Genomic DNA, 23,302 nt, shown 5'->3' with positions numbered 1-23,302 from the left:
GGAGGGCTTTTTTCGGCTAAACGGGGGTCCGGTTATGGGTCGAGATGCGGCGAATCTGTCGTGCCTCGCGGAACTTGGTCACACTTCAGCCCAGCTTGCATTGCTCGGTGACAAAGTTCGAACTCCAAGTTCGGGACCCATGTATGCGGCGCATCACTGGTTTGCTCGCCGTTTCAAGCCACGACCCAAACGGAAAGCAGAAAGCAGAGGCTCATGCCCACAATCGCTTTGGTCGACGACGACCGCAACATTCTCACATCCGTCTCGATCGCGCTGGAGGCCGAAGGCTACCGCATCATGACGTACACCGACGGCGCCTCTGCCCTTGACGGTTTCCGTACCACCCAACCCGATCTCGCCATCCTCGACATCAAGATGCCGCGCATGGACGGCATGGAGACGCTGCGCCGGCTGCGGCAGAAATCCGACCTGCCGGTGATCTTCCTCACCTCCAAGGACGAAGAGATCGACGAGCTGTTCGGCCTCAAGATGGGCGCCGACGATTTCATCCGCAAACCGTTCTCGCAGCGGCTGCTGGTGGAGCGCGTCAAGGCGGTGCTGCGCCGCTCGGCGCCGAAGGATCCGACCGTCGCGCCGAAGGAGAACGACGCGAAGGCGCTCGATCGCGGCCTGCTGCGCATGGATCCGGAACGGCACACCTGCACCTGGAAGAACGAGCCGGTGACGTTGACCGTCACCGAATTCCTGATCCTCCAGGCGCTCGCGACCCGGCCCGGCGTGGTCAAGAGCCGCAACGCTCTGATGGACGCCGCCTATGACGACCAGGTCTATGTCGACGACCGCACCATCGACAGCCACATCAAGCGGCTGCGCAAGAAGTTCAAGGTGGTCGACAACGAGTTCGAAATGATCGAGACGCTCTACGGCGTCGGCTACCGCTTCAAGGAAGCCTGAGGGGCACGCGCCTTCACGAATGACGCGAGCATCACCGGTTCTGATTCCATCGGAACCGGGAGGGCTCTAGGATGCGGGGACCCGATCGCACGAGCGGTCCCAACGCGGGCGTAAGCATTGCTTGACCGAACGCAGCCTGATTCAAACCAGAACGCCGGGGATGTCGCATCCGACGGCGGTCTGGAGCATGTGGCCGAGGACAAGCCGGTCGCGCAGGGCTGGCGCCCGCTGAACTGGCTGAAGCGCGCCGGGCAGTTCTTCTTCGCGCTGTCCTTCTCGAGCCTGACCCGCCGCATCGTCTCGCTCAATTTGGCGGGCCTCGTCGCGCTGGTCGCGAGCATCCTGTATCTGTCGCAGTTCCGCGCCGGCCTGATCGACGCGCGCGCGCAGAGCCTTCTGGTGCAGGCCGAGATCATTGCCGGCGCGATTGCGGCCTCCGCGACCGTGCAGACCAACGCCATCACCATCGATCCCGACCGCCTGCTCGACCTCAAGCCGGGCGAGACCTATGGCGGCTCGGAAGACTATTCGCCGCTGGATTTCCCGATCAATCCGGAGCGCGTCGCGCCGGTGCTGCGCACGCTGATCTCGCCGACCAAGACCCGCGCCCGCATCTACGACCCGAACGGCAGCCTGCTGCTCGACAGCCGCAATCTCGAGAACGTGCTGCGCTTCCCCCTGCCGCCGTTGTCCGCCGAGAAGCCCGGCATGGTCGAGCGCGGCATGGTCGCGGTGCGCACCTGGCTGAACCGCGGCGACCTGCCGCTCTATCGCGAGCTCGGGCCCGAGAACGGCAACGGCTACGCCGAGGTCGGCGATGCGCTCCAAGGCCAGAAGCGGTCGATGGTGCGGGTCAATTCGCGCGGCGAGGTTATCGTCTCGGTCGCGGTCCCGGTGCTGCGCTCGCGCGCCATCCACGGCGCGCTGATGCTGTCGACGCAGGGCGACGATATCGACCAGATGGTCACCGCCGAGCGCCTGGCCATCCTCAAGGTGGGCGGCGTCGCCGCCGCCGTCATGATCATGCTGTCGCTGCTGCTCGCCAGCACGATCGCGGGTCCCGTGCGCCGGCTCGCCGACAGCGCCGAGCGCGTCCGCCGCCGCATCAAGACCCGCGTCGAGATCCCCGATTTCACCCGCCGCCGCGACGAGATCGGCCATCTCTCCGGCGCGCTGCGCGACATGACCAACGCGCTTTACAAGCGGATCGAGGCGATCGAGATGTTCGCCGCCGACGTCGCCCACGAACTGAAGAACCCGCTGACCTCGCTGCGTTCCGCGGTCGAGACGCTGCCGCTGGCGCGCAACGAGAACAGCCGCGCACGCCTGCTCGAGGTGATCGAGCATGACGTCAAGCGGCTGGACCGGCTGATCTCCGACATCTCGGATGCGAGCCGGCTCGACGCCGAGTTGCAGCGGCAGGATGCCATACCGGTCGATCTGCGCCGCCTTTTGACCACGCTCGTGTCGGTCGCCAATGAAACCAAGCTCGGCCACGACGTCGCGGTCGAGGCGCGCTTCGAGGGCCGCGGCCCGACCGACACGTTCGCCGTGACCGGCCATGATTCGCGGCTCGGGCAGGTGGTCTCCAACCTGCTCTCCAACGCGCAATCCTTCTCCGAGCCCGGAGCCAAGGTGCGGCTCAGTTGCCGCCGCGTGCGCGGAGAAATCGAGATCGTGGTCGACGACGACGGCCCCGGCATCCGCGACGACGCGCTGGAGCGCATCTTCGAGCGCTTCTACACCGACCGTCCGCATCAGGGCTTTGGCCAAAACTCCGGCCTCGGGCTGTCGATCTCCAAGCAGATCGTCGACGCCCATGGCGGACGCATCTGGGCCGAGAATCGCGCAGGCCCGGCGGACGAGGACGGCGCGCCTACGGTTGCCGGCGCGCGCTTCGTGGTGAGGCTGCCGGCGCTATGAGCGAAGATGGCCCCAGCGTTCACGCCTCCGCCGTCAAGGTCGGCGATCTGGCGGTGCTGATCCGCGGGCCCTCGGGCTCAGGCAAGTCGCGCCTTGCCTTCGATTTGATCATGGCCGGCCGCGCCGGCGTGGTCGAAAGGGCCGTTCTGGTCGGCGATGACCGTGTCCATCTGGCGACAGTCGGCCAGGAAATTATGGTCCGCCCCGCCCAACGATTGGCCGGCCTGATCGAGATCCGGGGGCTGGGAATCCGCCGCTGCGACTTCGTGGAGCATGCGACCGTCGGTCTGGTGGTCGATCTGGACGCCGCGGACGCGGAACGCCTGCCGGCGGCAGAATCGCTGAAAACAAGCATTTTCGGTGTCGAAATACCGCGAATCCCGGTCCCCCGCGACTATTCGCCCCTCCCTCTGGTTGTTGCGGCCTTGACCACTACCAAGAGTTCATCTTCCGTTAACCCTTCAGGCGATTGTTTGAAGGGAAATGGTAACCATATGAACCCCACTATCGCGACCGAGTAGACCGGCGCAGCTCCCCTTATCCATCCGTCTAAGTTCAGGGAGATACGCAACATCCCCTCTTGCGCGGGGGCTCTGGATGGTCAAAGTGGCGCGTTCGTGCGGTGCACCAAAAGCGCCCGCGAGGAGTTTTCCGATGATTGGTCTAGTACTTGTGACCCACGGGCGCCTTGCCGACGAATTCAAGGCAGCGCTTGAACATGTCATGGGCCCACAAAAGCAAATCGAAGCGATCACGATCGGTGCCGAGGATGATTCCGATCTCTGTCGAAGCGACATCATCGAGGCGGTTAACCGCGTCGATTCCGGCGACGGCGTTGCGATCCTCACCGACATGTTCGGCGGCACGCCGTCGAACCTCGCAATATCCTGCATGAGCCGGCCGAAGGTCGAGGTGCTCGCGGGCATCAACCTTCCCATGCTGGTGAAGCTCGCCAAGGTGCGCGAGGAGCGTTCGCTGCCCGACGCGATCGCAATGGCGCAGGAGGCGGGTCGCAAATACGTCACCATTGCCAGCCGCGTGCTCGCCGGCAAATGAGCGACGACGCGCCGCTCGGAAACCAGACCGGGACAGGCGTGCCCGCGGGCGCGATGTCCAAAGAGCTCCTGATCATCAACAAGCGCGGCCTGCACGCCCGCGCCTCCGCGAAGTTCGTGCAGGCGGTCGAGCGCTTCAATGCGCAGGTCTGGGTGACGCGCGGCGGCGAGACCGTCGGCGGCACCTCGATCATGGGCCTGATGATGCTCGCCGCAGGACCGGGCACGACAATCACGGTCGCGGCCGCCGGTGACGATGCGGAAGCCGCGCTCGCCGCGATCACCGAGCTCGTTGAAAGCAAGTTCAACGAGGAAGGGGTTTAGCTCTCGCCACGCGTCGTGCTGCGCTCCCTCGCCCCGCCCTTCGCGGGGAGAGGGTTGGGGTGAGGGGCGCCTCTCCACACGCGAGATCGTCGAGAGACCTGTACCCCCTCACCCGGATTGCTGCGCAATCCGACCTCTCCCCGCAAGCGGGGAGAGGTGAAGGCATCATTTCCCCGGCGGCGCGATGTAGATATTCCAGGTCATCGACGGCCCGGCCTTGCCGTGGGTGAAGCGGCGTGTCGTCATCACGATGCGCTCGGCGTTCGGCGCGATCTCGGAGACCCATTTCTCGAAGGCCGGCAGACGGCCGTCGGTCGGATCGAACACGCCGATGAAGCCGTATTTCCTGACGTCATCGAGCGACGTCAGCCCCGAATTCCAGGCCTCGTTCGGCGTGAACGCGGCGGGATGATCCGGGCTGTAGAACACCATCGGCTGGATCGACTCCATCGTGCCGGCGACGACCGCCCAGCGCGAGGCGAAGCGCGCGTGCCAGGCCTGCGTCAGCTCGCGCGCGAGCTCCGAGCGCGCGCCATAGGTCGCCGTGTTGCCGGCATTGACCGCGATCTCGCGCGCGGCGATCCAGGGCGAGGCAGCGAGCGTCGCGACGCTGAGCACGAGCCAGATCGCGGCGATGTTGAACAGGGCCGCGCCCTGCACGCGCAGCGCAGGGATCGCGACCAGCGCCAGCGGCACCAGGAAGAACAGCGAGATGCCCCAATCCGTCTTCATGTAGATGCTGAAGGCGAGCGCGCCGAGCGGCGGGCCGAACGCGACGATGATCTGGATGATCCAGACGTTCAACGCCTGCGAAAAATTGACGCTCGCGTTGGCGCCGCGCGCCCAGGCGCGCGTGACGATGCGCAACGGCGCGCGCAACAGCAGCGTGAACCACGGCGGCACCAGCGCCATTGCCAGTGCGGCGAGCGCCACCGGCAGCGCCAGCAGCGCGACATTGTGCAGGACATAGCCGAACACGAGCTGATGCACCTGGCCGCCGTCCTCGAGGCTATAGGTGTCGCCGGCATAGGTCAGCGGCACGAAATGCGCGTCCGCCAGCCAGACGATGTGCGGGATCATCGCCACGACGAGCGTCGCGATCGCGACCCAGGGCGCCGGCGACGCCAGGAATTTCAGCCGCTCAGGATGGATCAGCGCGGCGAGCCCGATGGCGCCGATCATGGTCAGCACCCAGTATTTGGTCATCAACGCCAGCGCGCCGGCAAGACCGAGCAGGATGCCCGACTGCCAGCTCCGCTTCTCGAAAGCGTTGAGATAGGCGAGCACGAGGAGCGGCAGCGTGACGAGCTGGAGCAGATCGGGGTTGTACTTGAATCCCTTGAAATTGAAGATCGGGTAGAGCGCGATCATCACCACGACCAGGAACGCGCGCCGTGGGTCGACCACGCGCAACGCGACCAGCCAGCAGATCACCATGCCGACGCCGACGGTCGCCATCGCGAGCGCATAGGTCGCCCAGTCCGTCGCCGGGAACACCATGAACCAGACGCCGGCGATCCAGCCCGACAGCGGCGGGTGCTTGCCATAGCCGAGCAGGAATTTCTGGCCCCAGCCATAGGCCTCTGCGACGTCCATATGAACGTCCTGCGCTGCCTTGAGATTGATCAGGATGAAGGTCCAGAGCACGGCATGCAGGATGGCGAGCTGGATCACCAGCCAGAGGCGCGCCTCCGGCCGGGTCGCGCAGGCAACCAGCCAGGCCCGGAAGCGGCCAAAGCTCACCCGGGTCTTCGCGCGCGCCCTGGCAGTGGGAAGAGAGGTCGTGGACATCAGCCGTTGCGTAGCGCGTTTTGGGCCGCCGTGGAATCAGCTTGGCGTGAAGAAAGGCCCTGAAAATACAGCAATATGGTTGCCGCACGGGGATGTGAGTGGTATCCCGCGCCCATGACGACCGTCCCCATTTCGAACATCCGCAATTTCTCCATCGTCGCCCATATCGACCATGGCAAATCGACGCTGGCCGACCGCCTGATCCAGATGACCGGCGGCCTGACCGACCGCGAAATGGCCGGCAAGGAGCAGGTGCTCGATTCCATGGACATCGAGCGCGAGCGCGGCATCACCATCAAGGCGCAGACGGTCCGGCTCGCCTACCGCGCCAAGGACGGCAAGGATTACATCTTCAACCTGATGGACACGCCAGGTCATGTCGACTTCGCCTACGAAGTCTCGCGGTCGCTGGCGGCCTGCGAGGGTTCCCTGCTGGTGGTCGACGCCAGCCAGGGCGTCGAGGCGCAGACGCTCGCAAACGTCTACCAGGCGCTCGACAACAACCACGAGATCGTCCCGGTCCTGAACAAGGTCGATCTGCCGGCCGCCGAGCCCGAGAAGGTCAAGCAGCAGATCGAGGACGTCATCGGCATCGATGCCTCTGACGCCGTGATGATCTCGGCCAAGACCGGCCTTGGCGTTCCCGATGTGCTCGAAGCCATCGTCACCCGCCTGCCGCCGCCGAAGGGCGACCGCGACGCGACGCTGAAGGCGCTCTTGGTCGACAGCTGGTACGACGTCTATCTCGGTGTCGTCGTTCTGATCCGCGTCGTCGACGGCGTGATGAAGAAGGGCAGCCGCGTCCGCATGATGGGCACGGGCGCCGCCTATGACGTCGAGCGCGTCGGCTTCTTCACGCCGAAGATGACTCAGGTCGACGAGCTCGGCCCCGGCGAGATCGGCTTCATCACCGCCGCGATCAAGGAAGTCGCCGACACCCGCGTCGGCGACACCATCACCGACGACAGGAAGCCGGTCACCGAAATGCTGCCGGGCTTCAAGCCGGCTATCCCGGTGGTGTTCTGCGGCCTGTTCCCGGTCGACGCCGACGATTTCGAAACCTTGCGCGCCGCGATGGGCAAGCTGCGCCTCAACGACGCCAGCTTCTCCTTCGAGATGGAGACGTCGGCAGCTCTCGGCTTCGGTTTCCGCTGCGGCTTCCTCGGACTTCTGCATCTGGAGATCATCCAGGAGCGGCTGTCGCGCGAATTCGATCTCAATCTGATCGCGACCGCGCCGAGCGTCATCTACAAGATGAAGCTCACCGACGGCACCGAGCTCGAGATCCACAATCCCGTCGACATGCCGGACGTGGTCAAGATCGCGGAGATCCAGGAGCCCTGGATCGAGGCCACGATCCTCACCCCCGACGAATATCTCGGCAGCGTGCTGAAACTGTGCCAGGACCGCCGCGGCGCGCAGAAGGAGCTGACCTATGTCGGCGCCCGCGCGATGGTGAAATACGATCTGCCGCTGAACGAAGTGGTGTTCGACTTCTATGACCGGCTGAAGTCGGTCTCCAAGGGCTACGCCTCGTTCGACTATCATCTCACCGACTACAAGCCGGCCGATCTCGTCAAGATGCAGATCCTGGTCAACGCCGAGCCGGTCGACGCGCTCTCGATGCTGGTGCATCGCACCCGCGCCGAGGGCCGCGGCCGCGCCATGGTCGAGAAGATGAAGGAACTGATCCCGCCGCACATGTTCCAGATCCCGATCCAGGCGGCGATCGGCGGCAAGGTGATCGCGCGCGAAACCGTGCGCGCGCTGCGCAAGGACGTCACCGCAAAGTGCTACGGCGGCGACATCACGCGTAAGCGCAAGCTTCTGGAGAAGCAGAAGGAAGGCAAGAAGAAGATGCGGCAGTTCGGCAAGGTCGACATCCCGCAGGAAGCCTTCATTGCCGCGCTGAAGGTGGATAGCTGAGGCGACCGCTCAGGCCATTCTCGGCGTGACGCGATGGGGCCCGGCCCGGGGTATCTGGCGCCGGCCAACAAAAAACGCGCAAACAACCCCATGCACAGTAGCCGGCCCCTTGACGGCATTGGACTTTTCCGATTTTTCGAAATCGATTTGACCCGTCGGGCAAAACAGGGGCAGGATGGCATCATGCAACGCGTGTGAGAGCTGGCGGAGGCGTCATTCGTTCCGAGCTTTGCTGACGCGGGGGGCGACGGCCTTCTCGGCACCTCTCCAGTCGAGCTGTGGTTGCGTCACAATCAAAGGTCCAAGGCGTTGTCCTTCTCGATTGGCCTCATCCTGATGGAAAAAGCCGTCACCAGTCCTTGAATGTCGGCTCAATGCACCCGCCGCAAACCCAGGGAAATGTCCAATCGGCGACGCGTTTGGCATTCTCGGGAAGATATCGGCTCCACACCGACGCCCTGATCGCGCTGCTGGACTGCCAGACCACTTCGAAGGTGCCGGTGGGTTGGAGCTTGCCGATCATGGCCGGCTTGGAGAGATGATGATTGGTGTTCATGACGACCTCGAAGCCACTCGGCGCCGTTACGCGCTGGCCGTACATGGCTTGACGGACCGCGTTGACGTCGGTTGTGCCGGCCTGGCTGACGGCCTGCGCCCACATCCTGAAGCCGATGAAGGTTGCTTCCATCGGATCATTTGTGATCTTGTCCCGTTGCTCGTTGAAGTCAGCCCACATCTTGACGAATGCGTCGTTTTCCGGCGACTTGACCGACTGGAAGTAGTTCCAGGCAGCGAGTTGGCCGGTTAGACCACTCTCGCCAATGTCCAGCAATTCTCGCTCACCGACCGAGAGCGCCATGACGGGAATGCTGTTGGCACTCACCTGTTGGGCTATGAGCTCCCGGTAAAAATGAGCGTTCGCGTCTCCGTTTATTGTTGAGATGACCGCGGTTCGCTTTCCATCCGAACCCCAAGACTTGATCCTTGCAACGATCTCGCGCCAGTCGGAATGCCCGAACGGTGTGTAGATTGTCGTTATGTCCTCCCCTGCCACACCCTCAGAAGCAAGATAGGCGCTCAATATCCGATTGGTCGTGCGCGGATAAATATAGTCCGTGCCGAGCAGAACCCATCGGCGAACTCCGCCGCCTTCCTTGCTCATGAGGTACCGGACCGCCGGAATGGCCTGCTGGTTCGGCGCGGCACCCGTATAGAAAATGTTGCGCGAACTCTCCTCGCCCTCGTATTGAACGGGGTAAAAAAGCAAACCGTTCAGTTGCTCGAAAACGGGAAGGACTGCTTTTCGGGAAATGGAGGTCCAGCAACCGAATACGATCGCGACTTTTTCCCCGGTCAGCAACTCGCGAGCCTTTTCGGCAAAGGCATCCCAATCGGACGCAGGATCGACAACGACTGGCTCCAGCTTCTTTCCGAGCAGTCCTCCTTTCTTGTTCTGATCCGCAATCAGCATGAGCGCCGTGTCCTTGAGAACAGATTCGCTGATCGCCATGGTGCCGGACAAGGAGTGCAGAATGCCGACCTTGATCGTGTCTTCGCCGGCATGAAGGGTTGAAGCGGCAAAGCTCAGCCAGACTGTGAGCAGCGTCGACAATATGCCGCGAGCGATCGGCGTCCGCTTCATGACGATGCTCCGAGGAGTTCAAAAATTCTGGTTTCTTTTGTCATGCCCTTGGCAATGACGGCATCAAGGGCCCTGAATTTGAAGAGATCCTCAACCCGCCGATACACATCCTCGCTGACCAGGATCGTTGTCCCAAATTCCTTGTTCAGGCCTTCGAGTCGCGCGGCAAGATTAACGGTGTTGCCGAGAGCGGTATAATTCATGCGCTCAGTCGATCCGACGTTGCCAACCACGGCTTCGCCGACATGAATTCCGAACCTTGTAAAGAACGGCTTCAGTCGATCAGCCTCGAATTCAGCATTAAGGTGCTCACCGGCGGTCTTGGCCGCCAGCGCCGCACGGCAGGCGCGGGCGACATGATCGGGTTGCGGATGCGGAGCGTTCCAGAACACCATCACGGCATCGCCGATGAACTTGTCGACCGTCCCGCCCTCAGCGAGGAATGCTTCAGTCAGCACTGAGAAGTACCGCGACGTCTGCCGCATCAGCACGTCAGGATCGGCGGATTCTGCGATCGTCGTGAAACCCCGGACATCGGTGAATACCAGCGTGATGTCTTGCTTTGCGCCGCCGAGCTTCGTCGAGATGGAATTGTCAATCAGCCCTCGGACGATCTCTTTGGGAACGAAGTGCGCGAACGACCATATCGCCCGCTGCGCGAGATTCATCGTACTGCCCAGCGCGTGGATTTCCCTGATGTAGGAAGTTACCGGCACGAGTTCGGGCTCAGACAGTGTCTGCAATTGGCGCGCCTGCGCGGTAACGCGCTGGATGGACCGCGACATCTGGCTGCCGAACATCCAGACGATCGGAAGGAAGGCTGCGCCAACCAGGATCGCGAGGACGAGCCCATTGAACTGGAGCTTGCGGACGTTCTGAACGAAGTCGTCCTGGGCGGCCAGCAGCAAGATGCTGCCATTGTAACGTTCGCCGAGCGCAAACTTCGTCACCCTGAAGAGGAAGCCTTTCCCGGTTCCGTCCTCGATGTTTCCTTCGTAGCTGTCCTTGTTGTACGAGCCGCGGATCACCGAGGCCAGGATTCCCGCGTTGATCTCATCGATGCTGGGCAATGACGATCGGTCCGGGTGCGTCATTGCGCTCGTAACCAGGTCTGAAAATTCCGGGTGGGCGATGATTGACCCTGCCTGGTCGAAGATCATGACCGTACCATGCTCGCCCGGCCGCTGGGCCTGGACGAATTCACTGAACGTATCGAGCTTGAGATCGGCGGCGAGCACGCCAAGCACCTTGCCACGCAGCGGCGCGCTGACGGTGATGACCGGCGCGCCTATGCTGAACGAGAGGTAAGGCTCCGAAACGTAGGGACCGTCGGCCTGCATCGTCGCCCAATACCAGGAACGTTTGCGGACGTCGTAGCCGTATTTCCACAGATCGACCTCTCCGACCTCGTTGCCTTGTTTGTCTTGAAAGAGTCGCCGTAGCGACAGGGCGCCCTCCGCAGCAGGGCGAATGAGACTGATCGCGATCTCCGCATTCGCGGGCGCGCGCAAGCGCTCGCGCTGCTCTTCGGTAAGGCCGCTGATGCGCCGCACCTGGAGCCAGGCGCCATTCTCGAAGCCGACATAGATGCTGTCCATCTGCGGCAATTCCTGCAGCGCAGCTTTGAACAAGGGAATTGCACGGCCGGTCTCGCTCCTCTCGTTCGAGTCTGCGACGCTGGAACTGGTCGCCAGCACATGGACCAGGGACGAAATCGTGGAAAGTTCGCCATGAAGCCGCCCGAGCACCTTGGTGCTGGTTGCGTCCATGTAGGCTGACGCGGCTTCACGCGTGGCAAAGCGTAACGAGCGCAATTGAATGGCGATCAGCAGCAGGGTCAGCGCCACGACGAAGGCCATTACAGCAAAAGTGATGGAAGTCCGGAACGTGAGCATCCGCGTCTATTCGATCCTCATCCAGCCGATCGCTGCAGCTTTTTACTGCTACCGATAGCGGGCCCGGTTGAAGGTGCGAACACCCGACCACGGAAACGCGGAGACGGAAATCGCTCTGGACCCATTACAGACCTTCATCGAGGCTTGGTCTATTGGTAAATGTCGGGGAGGCACGCCTATCCATCGGGGGCCTAATTCAAGGTCCTCTCCTTGATTTAGATCAAACGTCGCCTCGGATCATCCGTCCCCGTCAGGGGACGAAATCCCCCGACGAGAAACCGAACCCGGATAGAGACCCAGCCCGCAGGATGGGTTGAGCTCTTGCGAAACCGATCGCCGCGACGGGCAGACGCAGCATGCGGTAACCTTTGTTGGTTCGATCCGATTGTAACTATGAGATTGATGGGTTTCGCTACGCTCTACCCATCCTACGAACTGGAATTGCGATGATGTCCCATCAAACCAAGCCCGTGACGTTTGTGCTCATAGCCAAAATACCTGAAGAAGGCGTCGCGGACTTTCGCGCCTACGAGGACACTGTCCAGCCGCTGTTGGCCGAGTTCAACGGATGTCTGGAACGTCGGCTTCGCAATCCGGATGGCACCATGGAAGTGCACATCGTCAGCTTCGCATCCGATGCGGACTTTCAAAATTATCGGAATGATCCTCGGCGGACGGCGCAAGCCAGGCTGTTGGAAAGATCATCTGCGAAGCTGGAATTGCTTCCGATGGCGAACGTCTGATCTGCGCGATCACAATCAACCGATCGCGAAATCGGCCGCCGTCTCGGCATGGATTGCGGTCGTGTCGAATGTCTCGACCGAGGTGTCGTCCGGGCCGACCAGCATCGTGATCTCGGTGCAGCCGAGGATGATGCACTCCGCGCCAGCGGCGACGAGCGATGCCATCACGTCCTGATAGCGGCGGCGCGAGGAAGTGGTGACGTTTCCAAGGCACAGCTCCTCGTAGATGATGCGGTTCACGTCAGCCCGCGCCTCAGTGGGAGGAACCAGCACATCAAGATCATGCGCGCGCAGTCGGTCGATGTAGAAGTCTTCCTCCATCGTGAACCTGGTGCCGAGAAGCCCTACCCGCCGGTATCCTTTCGACCGAATGCGCTCTGCCGTTGCGTCGCCGATGTGAATGAAGGGAATGGTCACATGCGACATGATATCAGGCGCCAGTTTGTGCATCGTGTTCGTGCACAATACGATCGCGCGCGCGCCGGCGCTTTCAAGACGCCGCGCGACCTCCGCGAGGCTGGCGGCCGCCTCCTCCCAGCGGCCCGCGTACTGCATCTCCTTGATCTCCTGAAAATCGTAGGAATACATCAGCAGCGGGGCCGAATGCAGCTTGCCCACGCGATCCCGCACGCGCTCATTGATGAGCTTGTAGTAAAGCGCAGTGCTCTCCCAGCTCATGCCCCCGATCAGACCAATGGTTTGCATCCCGGCGTCTCCGACAAATGGCTCAACTGGATCGTAGGCGAAGACGTCGAGGCTCGCCATCATCCTCGACCAAAGCCGAATAGCGCTTTGCAATCTACGCGCCTAGATTGAACGATGGAAGGGCGGGTTGTCGGCGGGCAAACGGGGATGCCGCATGATATCAAATGCCGTTGCTCTGGCGGCCTTCATCATCCTGCTTTTGCCGATGGTTTTTTCCTGCTGTCTGCGCCCGCGCTTCTGCTGGTGAAGCTTGCTGTCCGCGACAGTCGCCAACTGCTGCGCGGTGTATGCAACGCCCGATTTTTGACGATGGGCATTGCTGCCGATGCACTGACTGCATCGGATTTCTTGGCGAGGCGGCATGTTCGCCAACGTCGCGGTCGTTGCGGGCCGAGTGCGACCGGAGCGGTGTGCGGATGCGACGACGCGTAACCACGGAGAACGCAGATGAGCAGCTTGCTTTGGCGCTTGTGGCAACGGCACAAGACCAGATCCCTGGATCAGGCGGAGCCTTCTTTGCACAAGGCGGAGCCTTTGTCCGAACAGTTTGAAGGCAGCCGGCGACACCTGCTGCAGGCGCTCTCCGTCCTGGCCACCGGCAGTGCGTTGGTGTCACACCCCGCCGAGGCAAAAGATTCGAGTGATTTGCCGCCTCCAAAGCGTGTGCTGACCGGCCGCGACGAAGCCGGCAAGTCGGTGTTCAAGTCTTTTGACGTGACCCCGAAGCTGGTGGAGATCGATGCCAATCCGGGACTGACCTTCTACGAACTGTATATGACCGAGGGAGTGCCGGCTCTCACTGGCCTGGAGCCGGATCCGATGTCGAGCGGAACGAAGGCCTTTCCAGGTCCCGGGGGCACCCTATTTCGGCTCATTTCGTATCCGCCGAAGCGTCCCGAAGGCTGGAAGCCGCCGCCTGGAGTCACTTTCGAGAGTGGGCTCAAAGAAATGTCGGACAAGATCCCGGGCATGGGAGACCATTTCGAGCGCGGCGCTCCAGGGATGCACACATCGGACACCATCGATTACGGAGTCGTGGTTCGTGGCGAGATGACACTGGAGCTGGACGACGGGCAGAAGGTGCATTTGCGTCAAGGTGATTGCATCGTCCAAAACGGAACGCGCCATCGCTGGCGCAACCCATTGCCGGAACCCTGTCTCATGGCATTCATCTCGGTCGGCGGAAAGCGCACCTGACCCTTGACCCGGGATCCGGCGCAAGCCGGATCATCATTTGCCGAGCTGTTGAAGCACGGCGGACCACAACGCAAGCGGCTCACGGAGGGCTCCCGGCTCGGACGGCTTTTGGCGAACGGCAGTGTGCACCATGACGAGTTTCGAGGCTGGATCGACCAGGATGACCTGACCGCGTATGCCGAGCAGGGCAAATGTGCGCTGCTCGCCCGGGAGGATCCACACCTGATAGCCGTAGCCGAAATAGGATGTGGCCACTCGCGGAGCGAGATGACCATCGCTTGGTCTGACGGTCGTGGCATCCAACAGCCACTGCCGGGGGATCAACTGACGACCTTCCCAAGCGCCGTCATGTGCGAGCAGCCGGGCCAGGCGCGCATAGTCGCGCAAGGTTGCGTTGAAGCAGCAAAAAGCAATCTCTTGCCCGCTACCGTCTATCGCCCATGAGGCATCCGCTTCGGTGCCGATGGCATCCCAGATCCGGTCGTGGAGATAGTCGGCGACCGGGGCGCCCGTGGCGGCGCGCAGGACCAGGCCCAGTATCTCGGTTTCCACGCTTGCATAGTGCCATTTGGTCCCCGGCGGTGCGGTTCTGGTATTGAATTGCGCGACGATTGCGGCGGGATCTTTTGTCTCTCCAACGAACAGGGCTCGCCCAAGCCGGGCTATGTCATCGTGCCCATCATAGTTTTCCGAGAATTCGACGCCCGAAGACATATTCAACAAGGCCCGGATGGATGTGTTTCCATATTCCGTTCCTGCAAGGCCGGCGACGTAGGTTGAGACGAGGTCGTCGATCGACTTGATCCGTCCTTCCGAGACCGCGATCCCGACCAGCATGCCCACCAGCGTCTTGGCCATGGACTGCGACAGAAAGCGGTCGCGGTCGGTCCGCGAATATTGATAGTGCTCGTACAGGATGGTGTCGTCCCTGGCGATCAGGAGTCCTGTCACCGGGTTGCGCTTGAGATAATCCGCGATGCTCAGCCGTTCCGTGCCGAAACTGTAGGCGATCGATGGCTCTGGCGCGCGTTTGAATTGCCAGGGCGTCGTCGCGCGAGCGATCGCGCGCGACGGGTAGATCTCGCCGAAATGGCTGTAGACCCCGACCAGCTTGTCAAGCTCGGTGGCGGTCCCCCGCGTGCCGACTGGATAGCCCTCGGCCGCGCCGTAGATCTCGGCATCGGGGCCGCTATCCGAAAAAAACGGCCCCGGCTCGCCGGGAGAGCTTCGGACGTCCTGCGCGCATGCCAAGGGCGCCCAGAGCACGGAGACGACAATGACAGGCAAGAAAAGCCTGCGGCAACCGCGCGGCCTGCAGAGCGCTCCCCAATTCATTGGACTTGCCTCCTCACACGTTCTTGCGTGTGCGTTTACGAGAACAACCTCGCAGGCCGGTGACGAGAGGCATGCTATCATTACGGGCAGATGGTGTCAGCATGTGGCCCCATGGCCGACGTCGGCCGAAATGCGGCGCCCCACTTCTGCTTTGATCGCTTCCGGCTCGGATCGTCGGCGCGCGCGCACATGACCCGCCCTACCATTGAACCAGGACGAAATCCAACCGCACCAAACCGGGTAGTGCCAATGCAATGACGGCCCCCGCCGATTGACGAGCCGTCGAATCCATATGCGATGAACGGGTGCGTGCATGCGGTTTTTCCTGTGTGAGGTCGTCGCTCGCGTCGTCGCGATCTATTTGTGCGTCGATTGCGGCCGCATGCTGCGGGATGGCTATGCCGAGCGGAAGATCAGGGCCTTCAGTCCCGATCTCGTGGACTGGCTGCTGGACTGGTCGAGGCAGGTTTTCCAGAGGGACACCGCGCCGGTCCAGTACTGGATGGAAATGGGCCATCAGGCCGTGTGCCTGGTGGCGTGCCTCGCCGTTGCGATATTCGGCTGGTGGCTGCCGAACGGCTGAGGATCAGGCGATGGCCGTCCGGCCCGACCCGTGAGGCGTGCGAGCATTGCTCGCCAAGGCGAAGCATGGAATCTAAAGTGAGACCAAGCCGGGCGGCGGCTTGCGCATCTCTGACGCCTGCTCATACGCGTAGGCCAGGCGCAACAGCTTGTGCTCGCTCCAGGCGCGGCCCGCGAAGGCGACGCCGAGCGGATAGTCGGGCGTGTCCTTGTCGTCGACCCCCGAAATAAGACCGGCAGGCACCATGACGCTGGGATAGCCCGCCTTGGCGGCGATTGCGGAGCCTGCGGCGCCGGGAAACAGCACGGCGTCAAGCTTGTGCTGGTTCATGTAGGCGTCCATGCCGCGCGTCTTGGCGGCAAGCAGGTCCATGGCACGCGCCGATCTGTACTCGCGCTCACTTAGATCGCCCCTGGTGCTGTCGGCGGCGAGGAACAGGTCCTGGCCGAAACGCAGCGCCTTCTCCGCGTGCGCCTCGTTGAAGGCGACGATGTCGGCGATGGTCTTGATGTCGGTATTGGTCGCCCAATCCTTCAGATAGAGGTTGAGATCGTGCTTCAGCTCGTAGAGGAAGACGACCCACTGCATCATCGGATTGCCCTTGTTGCGGCTCAGCGGATTGCGGTTGAGCACAGCCATGGTCGTGCCCGGTCCGGCAATCCAGCCCGCCGTCGGCATGCCGGCACGCACGATGACGGCGCCGAGATCCTCCAGCACCTTGATCGCCTCGCTCATCACCTTGGCCGATGTCGGTGGCAGCTTGCCGTAATAGGGATCGTTCAGCGGATCGGCGGGGGCGCTCGGCACGCCGATGCGCGCGCCCTTCAGCGCATCGCGCGTGAGGTCCGTGGTGTAATCGGCCGGCCGCTGCTGCCGCTCCGTCGCCGGATCGCGCGGGTCCTTGGCGGCCAGCACGTTGAGGAGCAGTGCCGTGTCACGCACGTTGCGCGTCATCGGCCCTGCGGTGTCCTGGCTATGCGCGATCGGCACGATGCCGGCCCGGCTGATCAGCCCGACGGTCGGCTTGACGGTGACGAGGCCGTTCTGGCTGGCGGGGTGCAGCAGCGAGCCCGAGGTCTCGGTGCCGATCGAGGCCGCGCACAGACCTGTCGCCACCGCGACCGCGGAGCCCGAGCTCGATCCGCCTGGCTGCACGACCGGGATGCCTTGATCGTCCATCAGCGTCGGCGCGTAGGGGTTCCTCACCTGACCGCCCAGCGACGAATAGCCCGAGGGCATGCCAATCGCGAGGATGTTGGCGAACTCCGTCAGGTTTGCCTTGCCCAGGATCACCGCGCCGGCGTCGCGCAGCAGCTTGACGACGGTGGCGTCTCTCTTGGCACGCGCGCCCTCCAGCGCCAGCGAGCCCACCGTCGTTGGCTGCTTGTCAGAGGTCGCGATGTTGTCCTTGACCAGGATCGGGACGCCGGCGAGCGGCCGCATGGCCGACGGCCTCGTGCCATCGAGCCTGCCCGCGATTGCGAGCGCGTCGGGATTGAGCGCACGGACGGCGTTGAGCATGGGACCGTTGCGGTCGTAGGCCTCGATGCGTGCGAGATAGACTTTGGTCAGCGCCGTGGCGGTGACCTGCCCATCGGCCAGGGCATCGATGATGTCGCTCATCGGCGCGTGCTCGAGCTTCAGCATGGCCGGCGCATTGGCGCCGGTGGCAGCCGCGGCGAGGCGAGCATTGCGGCGGGTCGGCTTCGTCATGGCGTGCCTTTTGGCTTGCTCGGTTATGCTACAAACGGTAGCATTAAGTTTGACCACGCGACAAGCTGATTGCCAAGCCAAAGGCGCAGGCTTCGACGTCCAGTGATTTCCGACGGCGTCGGTGGAGTGATCGATGGAATGCACGATCCGGCCCGCACGCGAAGACGACGCCGATGACATCAGCGCGGTCATTCTGCGTGCGCTGCGCGAAACGAATGCGAAGGACTATACGGACGAGATCATCGAACGGGTCGAGCGCAGCTTCAGTCCAGGCGGCGTACGGGATCTGATCGGGAAGCGCACCGTTTTTGTCGCCGCGGTCGGCGGCCGCCTCGTTGGAACGGCAAGCCTTGACGGAAGCGTGGTCCGTACGGTCTTCGTCGCTCCCGATGTTCAGGCGCGCGGCGTCGGCAAGCTGCTGATGGCCGAGATCGAGCGCATAGCGCGCGAGCGCAACATCGCTTCGTTGACCGTCCCTTCTTCAGTCACCGCGGAAGCTTTCTATGCGCGGCTTGGGTTCAATGCCGTGCGCGACAGTTACCATGGCGACGAACGCACGATCATCATGGAGCGATTGCTTACCGACTCCATCAGATAGTGCGTAGCCCGGATGAAGCGAAGCGCAATCCGGGTTCGTTGCCGTGGGTTCCAAAGGCCCCCGGATTTCGCTTCGCTCCATCCGGGCTACGAGAGATCGCGAGATTTCGGATCGTGGCCTGCGGGCCAAGCATTGGGACATGATCTTGATCCTCCCAGCCAAATCGACGACCATCGCGTCCCTGACCGCTCACAACAAGAACGGCGAGGAAACGCGCATGAACGCAACTCCCGGGTTTGGCCTCGTCGAGCGGGCACGCGCCCTCGCGCCGCTGATTGCGAATGAGGCGGACGAGATCGAGCGGACGCGGCGGCTGACGCCGGCCGTCGTCGGCGCGCTGATCGAGCACGGGTTCTATCGCGCGCTGCTGCCGCAAAGCCTCGGCGGCGCCGAGGCCGCACCCGATGCCTTCATGCAGATGCTGGAGGAGGTCGCGAAGGCGGATGCCTCGACCGCCTGGTGTCTCGGCCAGTGCAGCGTCTGCGCGATGATCGCGGCTTCGCTCGATCACGACACCGCGGATGAGATCTTCAACGCCGCCCCCGGCATCCTCGCCTGGGGCGCGGTCGCGCATGAGGCGCGCGCGGTCGCGGGCGGCTATCGGGTCACGGCGCGCTGGGATTTTGCCTCGGGCTCGCGGCAGGCGAGCTGGCTGGGCGCGCATGTCCGCATCGTGGGTGCCGACGGCGTGCCACGAAAAAATGCCGATGGATCGCCCGAGCTGCGCACCATCCTGTTCCCGGTCGCGAGCGCGACCTTGCACGACGTCTGGCAGGCGATCGGGCTCGCCGGCACCGGCACCGATTCCTACGAGGTCGCCGACCTCTTCATCCCCGAGCGCTTCACCGCGTTTCGCGACGTGCCGTCCGCATTGCGCGAGACGGGCCCGCTCTACAGGATCGGCACTGGCTCGACCTTCAGCCTCGGCTTCGCCGCGGTCTCGCTCGGCGTGGCGCGCGCGACGCTGGATGCGTCGATTGCGCTGGCGCGCGCAAAGCACCAGTCGCTCGCGGCCAGCGCGATGCGCGACAACCAGGCGGTGCAGGGGCTGATCGGCCGCACCGAGGGCGATCTGCGCGCCGCCCGCGCCTATCTCTATGCCACGGTGAATGCGATGTGGCGCGACCTCAGCGCGACCGGCGAATTCAGCGCGGCGCATCGCAGCGCGGTTCGGCTGGCCGCGACCTGGACCATCCACCAGTCGGCCAAAGTGGTCGACACCGCCTATCACATGGCTGGCGCCACGGCCGTGTTCCGCAGCAATCCGTTCGAACGGCGGTTTCGCGACATGCACGCCATCGCCCAGCAGATCCAGGCCCGCGACACGCATTACGAGGATGTCGGCAGGATGATCCTTTCAGGGGACCGCTGACGTCGACGGGTCGCGACGGATGATCCGCCGCAACGGCGCATCGTGCCAAGACGCGTTTCAAGAAGCGCTTCTGGAGCGCTTCGGCCGGCGCATGCGTTCGCAGCAATCGCTCTATACCGACGGCAATCGCGCTGGGGCGGCCGCAGGTGAGGTTTTGTAGACCGTCATCGTGACCGAGCATTGAGCCTGTCACCGGTCTCCGGGCACCTCGTCAGCATGGACCGCGCTTCCGGCGCGGGACGTGCGGCCCGCCCGGGATCGAGCGCCAACACCGAACGCCAGATCGAACGCAGGAGTCTTCACAGATGAATCAGATGGTTCGCAACACCCAGCCGGACACGAATATGAGCCCGGACAACACCTCGGACCGCGGCAGAGCGGGGCTCGACGAACTGGTTCCGTCGCGCTACGCGCTGCGGATCGGCGAGATTGACGTGATGGTGGTCAGCGATGGGGTGCTGGCGCTGCCGGGCGCGATGCTGGCCCACAACGCCGACCCGGCCGTCCGCGCGGCCTGGCTGAAGGACAGGTTCCTGCCGCCGGACGCGTTCGATTGGGCGCTGAACGTGGTCGTGGTGCGCAGCGGCGGTCAGACCATCCTCATCGACGCCGGGCTGGGGGCCGACCCCGACCTGCACCTGCCGCGGGCCGGTCAGTTGAACAAGCGACTGGAGGCCGCCGGCATCGACCTTGGGTCCGTGACCGACGTGGTGCTGACCCACATGCACATGGACCATGTCGGCGGGCTGCTGGTCGACGGGGTGAAGGACCGGCTGCGTCCGGACCTGCGGATCCACGTCGCAGCCGCCGAGGTCAAGTTCTGGGAGGCGCCCGATTTCTCCCACGTCTCCATGCCGCCGGGATTCCCGGACGCGCTTCGGGCCGCCGCGAAGAAGTTCGCGACAGTGTATCGCAACCAGCTGCGCACCTTCGAGGAGGAGCACGAGGTGGCGCCGGGGGTGGTGGTCACGCGCACCGGCGGCCACACCCCCGGGCACAGCGTGGTCCGAGTGGCATCCGGCGGCGACCGGCTGACATTCGCCGGCGACGCCGTGTTCACGGTCGGGTTCGAGCACCCCGAGTGGTACAACGGCTTCGAGCACGACCCCGCGGAGGCGGCCCGCGTTCGCGTCCGCCTGTTGCGGGAGCTGGCGACGACCGGCGGGCTGCTGGTGGCCACGCATATGCCGTTCCCATCCATCGGCCATGTCGCGGTCGACGGCGACGCCTTTCGCTGGGTCCCGGCCTTCTGGGATTACTGACGACTTGTTGGGTTAGGCCGAGCCGGGGCGTGGACTCATACCGTTGAGTTCACGCCCTGGTTTCCGCGCTGCCGATTGCGGTCCTTACGCCACCAGCGCGGCATCCTCGTCGGCATCGATGCCGCGCTGCGCGGCCAGCAGGCTGATGATGTCGGCATTGGGCCGGGCCTTGCTGAACAGAAAGCCCTGGCCTTCGTCGCAGCCTTCGGCCCGCAGACAGCTCAGCTCGGCCTCGGTCTCGACGCCCTCGGCGGTGATGGTGACGCCGAGCCCTTTGCCGAGGCTGACGATCGAGCGGATGATCGCCTGCGCCTCGCGGTTGGCGCCGAGATCGCGCACGAAGGCCTGGTCGATCTTGATCTTGTCGAAGGGGAAGCTGCGCAGATAGCTGAGGCTGGAATAGCCGGTGCCGAAATCGTCCATCGAGATGCGCACGCCGAGCGCGCGCAGCGCATGCAGCGTCGCCAGCACCTGCGCGCTCTTCTCGAGCAGCAGCGTCTCGGTGATCTCGAGCTCGAGCCGCCGCGGCGGCAGGCCGGAATGCTTCAGCGCATCGGTCACGACCGACAGCAGGTTGCCGCTGCGGAACTGGAGCGGCGACAGATTGACGGCGACGCGGACGTCGTCCGGCCAGGTCGCGGCATCGAAGCAGGCGCGGCGCAGCATCAAGCCGCCGAGCGGGTTGATCAGGCCGGTGTCCTCGGCGACCGGGATGAACTCGGCCGGCGAGACCATGCCGCGCTCGGCATGCGGCCAGCGCACCAGCGCCTCGAAGCCGGTGATGCGCCCGCTCGAAAGATCGACCAGCGGCTGGTAGTACGGCCGCAGCACGTCGTTCTGGATCGCATCGCGCAGCTCGACCTCGATCTTGCGGCGGCTCTGCGCCTTGGCGTCGAGCGCGGCCTCGAAGAAGGCGAAACTGCCGCGGGCATCCAGCTTGGCGCGCGACAGCGCCATGTCGGCGCTCTTGAGCAGCTTCTCGGAATCGTCGCCGTCGCCGGGCGCCATCGCAATGCCGATCGAGGCGCCGATCACCACGGAATGGCCGTCGAGCAGATAGGGATCGGCGATGGCCTCCAGCAGGCGTTTTGCGAGCAGCACCGCGTCTTCGGGTCGCGCCAGGCCGCTCTGGACGATGGCGAACTCGTCCGAATTGAGCCGGGCCAGCGCGTCCTCCTCGCGCAAGGTCGAGCGCAGCCGCTTGGCGACGCCGCGCAACAGCTTGTCGCCGACCGCGTGTCCCAGCGTGTCGTTGACCGCCTTGAAATTGTCCAGCCCCAGCATCAGCAGCGCGACCTTGTCGGTGCTGCGCCGCGTATGCAGCAGCATCTCGTCGACCTGCTGGCGCAGCAAATTGCGGTTCGGCAGGCCGGTCAGCCCGTCATGCTGGGCCATGAAGGCGAGCCGCGCCTCGGCGCGCTTGCGCTCGGTGATGTCCATCAGCGCGAGCAGCACCGCGGGCCGCTCGGCATAGGTCAGCTCGCGGGAATAGATCGCAAGGTCGATCAGCGCGCCGTCGGCCTTGACGTGCTTCCAGGTGCGCGCGGCCTGCTCCTCGCTGGAGCGATCGGTGGTCCAGGGCGGCTCGCTGTCGAAGGCCTGCAAAGAACGGATCGTCAGCCGCTCGAACTCGGCGCGGCTGTAGCCATAATGGGCAACCGCGGCATCGTTGACGCCGACAATGCGCTCGCTGTCCAGCGCGCAGACGATCATGGGCACCGGATTGCCGTCGAACAGCAGGCGGAACGAGGCCTCGCGCTGCTTCAATTCGGTGATGTCGACGCGCAGGCCGACCACGCCGCCGTCGTCGGTCAGCCGCTCGTCGATCAGGATGACGCGGCCATCCGACAATGTCTGCTCATGGCGCGCGCCGGGTTGATAAAGTTTTTGCAGCCGCTCGGCGATCCACTCGTCCTCGTGGCCGGCCGCCTCCGGATAGTCGCCGCGGGCGACGCCGATGCGCAGCGTGTCTTCGAGGCGCGCGCCCTCCTCGAACAGATCGGCGGTCTTGCTGTAGATCTCGGCGTATTTCCTGTTCCAGAGGACGTAGCGGCCTTCGGGATCGAGAAACACGATGCCCTGCGGCAGCATATCGATGGCCTGGCGCAGGCGCTCATGTGCCTTGCGCGCCTCCGCAATCGCGGCATCCGCCTCCGCGCGGCTCTGCTCGAGTTCGTCGATTGCGACCGCGGGACGGCGCGCGCGCGCGAATCTCGGCTTGCGCGGCCCATGGCCGGCCCGCGCGGTCAGGCTGCGCTTTGGTTTTCCTGGTTTTCGAGGCCCCGAACTCAACTTGATACGTCCCAGTCACGCTCTGCGGCCG

Annotated in this window: 21 protein-coding genes; 13 read left to right on the top strand and 8 right to left on the bottom strand. The window is 63.9% G+C overall.

Features of this window, described 5'->3' with window-relative positions:
- The first annotated feature begins 213 nt into the window (after positions 1 to 213).
- The 5 genes from ACXJMY_RS11320 (at position 214) to ACXJMY_RS11300 (ending at position 4,217) form a co-directional block, all read left to right on the top strand.
- Positions 214 to 915 carry a response regulator transcription factor gene (locus ACXJMY_RS11320; RefSeq protein ID WP_008542552.1) on the top strand — a complete coding sequence of 234 codons (702 nt, stop codon included), beginning with the start codon at positions 214 to 216 and terminating at the stop codon, positions 913 to 915.
- Between the two features lie 117 nt (positions 916 to 1,032).
- Complete coding sequence (locus ACXJMY_RS11315) at positions 1,033 to 2,838, top strand: stimulus-sensing domain-containing protein (protein ID WP_456619406.1); 1,806 nt, start codon at positions 1,033 to 1,035, stop codon at positions 2,836 to 2,838.
- Positions 2,835 to 3,359: an HPr kinase/phosphorylase gene (locus ACXJMY_RS11310; RefSeq protein ID WP_456619405.1), complete on the top strand. Its 525-nt coding sequence runs from the start codon at positions 2,835 to 2,837 to the stop codon at positions 3,357 to 3,359. Before ACXJMY_RS11315 ends, ACXJMY_RS11310 begins: the two co-directional genes overlap by 4 nt.
- A 133-nt stretch (positions 3,360 to 3,492) precedes the next feature.
- Entirely contained in the window at positions 3,493 to 3,894 is a 402-nt protein-coding gene (locus tag ACXJMY_RS11305) for a PTS sugar transporter subunit IIA (protein WP_024339151.1), read from the top strand.
- Positions 3,891 to 4,217, top strand: a complete 327-nt coding sequence (locus tag ACXJMY_RS11300; RefSeq protein ID WP_456619404.1) for an HPr family phosphocarrier protein — start codon at positions 3,891 to 3,893, stop codon at positions 4,215 to 4,217. The genes ACXJMY_RS11305 and ACXJMY_RS11300 overlap by 4 nt, the downstream gene beginning before the upstream one ends.
- 165 nt (positions 4,218 to 4,382) lie before the next feature.
- On the opposite strand, the gene ACXJMY_RS11295 is transcribed toward ACXJMY_RS11300, so the two are convergent.
- The gene (locus ACXJMY_RS11295) at positions 4,383 to 6,008 is read right to left on the bottom strand and encodes a glycosyltransferase family 39 protein (RefSeq protein WP_456619403.1); all 1,626 of its coding nucleotides are present in this window, start codon (positions 6,006 to 6,008) and stop codon (positions 4,383 to 4,385) included.
- 114 nt (positions 6,009 to 6,122) lie between these two features.
- On the opposite strand from ACXJMY_RS11295, the gene lepA reads away from it, so the two are divergent.
- Positions 6,123 to 7,934 (top strand): translation elongation factor 4, encoded by a 1,812-nt coding sequence (gene lepA / locus ACXJMY_RS11290; RefSeq protein ID WP_456619402.1) that lies wholly within the window; start codon positions 6,123 to 6,125, stop codon positions 7,932 to 7,934.
- A 349-nt stretch (positions 7,935 to 8,283) separates the two neighbouring features.
- On the opposite strand, the gene urtA is transcribed toward lepA, so the two are convergent.
- Positions 8,284 to 9,576, bottom strand: a complete 1,293-nt coding sequence (gene urtA, locus ACXJMY_RS11285; protein ID WP_456619401.1) for an urea ABC transporter substrate-binding protein — start codon at positions 9,574 to 9,576, stop codon at positions 8,284 to 8,286.
- Positions 9,573 to 11,471 (bottom strand): adenylate/guanylate cyclase domain-containing protein, encoded by a 1,899-nt coding sequence (locus tag ACXJMY_RS11280; protein WP_456619400.1) that lies wholly within the window; start codon positions 11,469 to 11,471, stop codon positions 9,573 to 9,575. Before ACXJMY_RS11280 ends, urtA begins: the two co-directional genes overlap by 4 nt.
- A 449-nt stretch (positions 11,472 to 11,920) precedes the next feature.
- Here ACXJMY_RS11280 and ACXJMY_RS11275 point away from each other — a divergent pair, with 449 nt between their 5' ends.
- Positions 11,921 to 12,214, top strand: a complete 294-nt coding sequence (locus ACXJMY_RS11275; RefSeq protein WP_456619399.1) for a hypothetical protein — start codon at positions 11,921 to 11,923, stop codon at positions 12,212 to 12,214.
- Between the two features lie 15 nt (positions 12,215 to 12,229).
- On the opposite strand, the gene ACXJMY_RS11270 is transcribed toward ACXJMY_RS11275, so the two are convergent.
- Both ACXJMY_RS11270 and ACXJMY_RS11265 read right to left on the bottom strand, forming a co-directional pair.
- Positions 12,230 to 12,919 (bottom strand): aspartate/glutamate racemase family protein, encoded by a 690-nt coding sequence (locus ACXJMY_RS11270; protein ID WP_456619468.1) that lies wholly within the window; start codon positions 12,917 to 12,919, stop codon positions 12,230 to 12,232.
- Between the two features lie 102 nt (positions 12,920 to 13,021).
- Positions 13,022 to 13,291, bottom strand: coding sequence for a hypothetical protein (locus ACXJMY_RS11265; RefSeq protein ID WP_456619398.1), 270 nt, complete (start codon positions 13,289 to 13,291; stop codon positions 13,022 to 13,024).
- 75 nt (positions 13,292 to 13,366) lie between these two features.
- Here ACXJMY_RS11265 and ACXJMY_RS11260 point away from each other — a divergent pair, with 75 nt between their 5' ends.
- Complete coding sequence (locus ACXJMY_RS11260; RefSeq protein WP_456619397.1) at positions 13,367 to 14,116, top strand: cupin domain-containing protein; 750 nt, start codon at positions 13,367 to 13,369, stop codon at positions 14,114 to 14,116.
- A 33-nt stretch (positions 14,117 to 14,149) separates the two neighbouring features.
- On the opposite strand, the gene ACXJMY_RS11255 is transcribed toward ACXJMY_RS11260, so the two are convergent.
- Positions 14,150 to 15,403, bottom strand: coding sequence for a serine hydrolase domain-containing protein (locus tag ACXJMY_RS11255; protein ID WP_456619396.1), 1,254 nt, complete (start codon positions 15,401 to 15,403; stop codon positions 14,150 to 14,152).
- A 361-nt stretch (positions 15,404 to 15,764) separates the two neighbouring features.
- Here ACXJMY_RS11255 and ACXJMY_RS11250 point away from each other — a divergent pair, with 361 nt between their 5' ends.
- Positions 15,765 to 16,034 carry a hypothetical protein gene (locus ACXJMY_RS11250; RefSeq protein WP_456619395.1) on the top strand — a complete coding sequence of 90 codons (270 nt, stop codon included), beginning with the start codon at positions 15,765 to 15,767 and terminating at the stop codon, positions 16,032 to 16,034.
- Positions 16,035 to 16,106: 72 nt separating this feature from the next.
- Here ACXJMY_RS11250 and ACXJMY_RS11245 read toward each other — a convergent pair whose 3' ends face one another.
- Positions 16,107 to 17,747, bottom strand: coding sequence for an amidase family protein (locus ACXJMY_RS11245; RefSeq protein WP_456619394.1), 1,641 nt, complete (start codon positions 17,745 to 17,747; stop codon positions 16,107 to 16,109).
- 133 nt (positions 17,748 to 17,880) lie between these two features.
- Here ACXJMY_RS11245 and ACXJMY_RS11240 point away from each other — a divergent pair, with 133 nt between their 5' ends.
- The 4 genes from ACXJMY_RS11240 to ACXJMY_RS11225 all read left to right on the top strand — a co-directional run bounded on the left by ACXJMY_RS11240 (position 17,881) and on the right by ACXJMY_RS11225 (position 20,979).
- Positions 17,881 to 18,345 (top strand): N-acetyltransferase family protein, encoded by a 465-nt coding sequence (locus tag ACXJMY_RS11240; protein ID WP_456619393.1) that lies wholly within the window; start codon positions 17,881 to 17,883, stop codon positions 18,343 to 18,345.
- Positions 18,346 to 18,562: 217 nt separating this feature from the next.
- The gene (locus tag ACXJMY_RS11235) at positions 18,563 to 19,717 is read left to right on the top strand and encodes an acyl-CoA dehydrogenase family protein (protein ID WP_456619467.1); all 1,155 of its coding nucleotides are present in this window, start codon (positions 18,563 to 18,565) and stop codon (positions 19,715 to 19,717) included.
- Between the two features lie 19 nt (positions 19,718 to 19,736).
- Entirely contained in the window at positions 19,737 to 19,877 is a 141-nt protein-coding gene (locus ACXJMY_RS11230; protein WP_456619392.1) for a hypothetical protein, read from the top strand.
- A gap of 145 nt (positions 19,878 to 20,022) precedes the next feature.
- The gene (locus ACXJMY_RS11225; protein WP_456619391.1) at positions 20,023 to 20,979 is read left to right on the top strand and encodes an MBL fold metallo-hydrolase; all 957 of its coding nucleotides are present in this window, start codon (positions 20,023 to 20,025) and stop codon (positions 20,977 to 20,979) included.
- Between the two features lie 84 nt (positions 20,980 to 21,063).
- Here ACXJMY_RS11225 and ACXJMY_RS11220 read toward each other — a convergent pair whose 3' ends face one another.
- Positions 21,064 to 23,229, bottom strand: coding sequence for a putative bifunctional diguanylate cyclase/phosphodiesterase (locus ACXJMY_RS11220; RefSeq protein WP_456619466.1), 2,166 nt, complete (start codon positions 23,227 to 23,229; stop codon positions 21,064 to 21,066).
- Positions 23,230 to 23,302 lie beyond the last annotated feature (73 nt).

This window comes from Bradyrhizobium sp. P5_C12 (assembly GCF_054049735.1).
Note: the sequence above shows the minus strand (reverse complement) of the source record. Positions and strands in the feature narration are given on the sequence as shown.

What these genes read in the sequence shown, in the direction of transcription:
- ACXJMY_RS11320 (WP_008542552.1), top strand. Translation starts at nt 214, where the DNA reads ATGCCCACAATCGCTTTGGTCGACGACGACCGCAACATTCTCACATCC.
- ACXJMY_RS11310 (WP_456619405.1), top strand. Translation starts at nt 2,835, where the DNA reads ATGAGCGAAGATGGCCCCAGCGTTCACGCCTCCGCCGTCAAGGTCGGC.
- ACXJMY_RS11305 (WP_024339151.1), top strand. Translation starts at nt 3,493, where the DNA reads ATGATTGGTCTAGTACTTGTGACCCACGGGCGCCTTGCCGACGAATTC.
- ACXJMY_RS11300 (WP_456619404.1), top strand. Translation starts at nt 3,891, where the DNA reads ATGAGCGACGACGCGCCGCTCGGAAACCAGACCGGGACAGGCGTGCCC.
- ACXJMY_RS11295 (WP_456619403.1), bottom strand. Translation starts at nt 6,008, where the DNA reads ATGTCCACGACCTCTCTTCCCACTGCCAGGGCGCGCGCGAAGACCCGG.
- lepA (WP_456619402.1), top strand. Translation starts at nt 6,123, where the DNA reads ATGACGACCGTCCCCATTTCGAACATCCGCAATTTCTCCATCGTCGCC.
- urtA (WP_456619401.1), bottom strand. Translation starts at nt 9,576, where the DNA reads ATGAAGCGGACGCCGATCGCTCGCGGCATATTGTCGACGCTGCTCACA.
- ACXJMY_RS11280 (WP_456619400.1), bottom strand. Translation starts at nt 11,471, where the DNA reads ATGCTCACGTTCCGGACTTCCATCACTTTTGCTGTAATGGCCTTCGTC.
- ACXJMY_RS11275 (WP_456619399.1), top strand. Translation starts at nt 11,921, where the DNA reads ATGTCCCATCAAACCAAGCCCGTGACGTTTGTGCTCATAGCCAAAATA.
- ACXJMY_RS11270 (WP_456619468.1), bottom strand. Translation starts at nt 12,919, where the DNA reads ATGCAAACCATTGGTCTGATCGGGGGCATGAGCTGGGAGAGCACTGCG.
- ACXJMY_RS11260 (WP_456619397.1), top strand. Translation starts at nt 13,367, where the DNA reads ATGAGCAGCTTGCTTTGGCGCTTGTGGCAACGGCACAAGACCAGATCC.
- ACXJMY_RS11250 (WP_456619395.1), top strand. Translation starts at nt 15,765, where the DNA reads ATGCGGTTTTTCCTGTGTGAGGTCGTCGCTCGCGTCGTCGCGATCTAT.
- ACXJMY_RS11245 (WP_456619394.1), bottom strand. Translation starts at nt 17,747, where the DNA reads ATGACGAAGCCGACCCGCCGCAATGCTCGCCTCGCCGCGGCTGCCACC.
- ACXJMY_RS11240 (WP_456619393.1), top strand. Translation starts at nt 17,881, where the DNA reads ATGGAATGCACGATCCGGCCCGCACGCGAAGACGACGCCGATGACATC.
- ACXJMY_RS11235 (WP_456619467.1), top strand. Translation starts at nt 18,563, where the DNA reads ATGAACGCAACTCCCGGGTTTGGCCTCGTCGAGCGGGCACGCGCCCTC.
- ACXJMY_RS11230 (WP_456619392.1), top strand. Translation starts at nt 19,737, where the DNA reads ATGATCCGCCGCAACGGCGCATCGTGCCAAGACGCGTTTCAAGAAGCG.
- ACXJMY_RS11225 (WP_456619391.1), top strand. Translation starts at nt 20,023, where the DNA reads ATGAATCAGATGGTTCGCAACACCCAGCCGGACACGAATATGAGCCCG.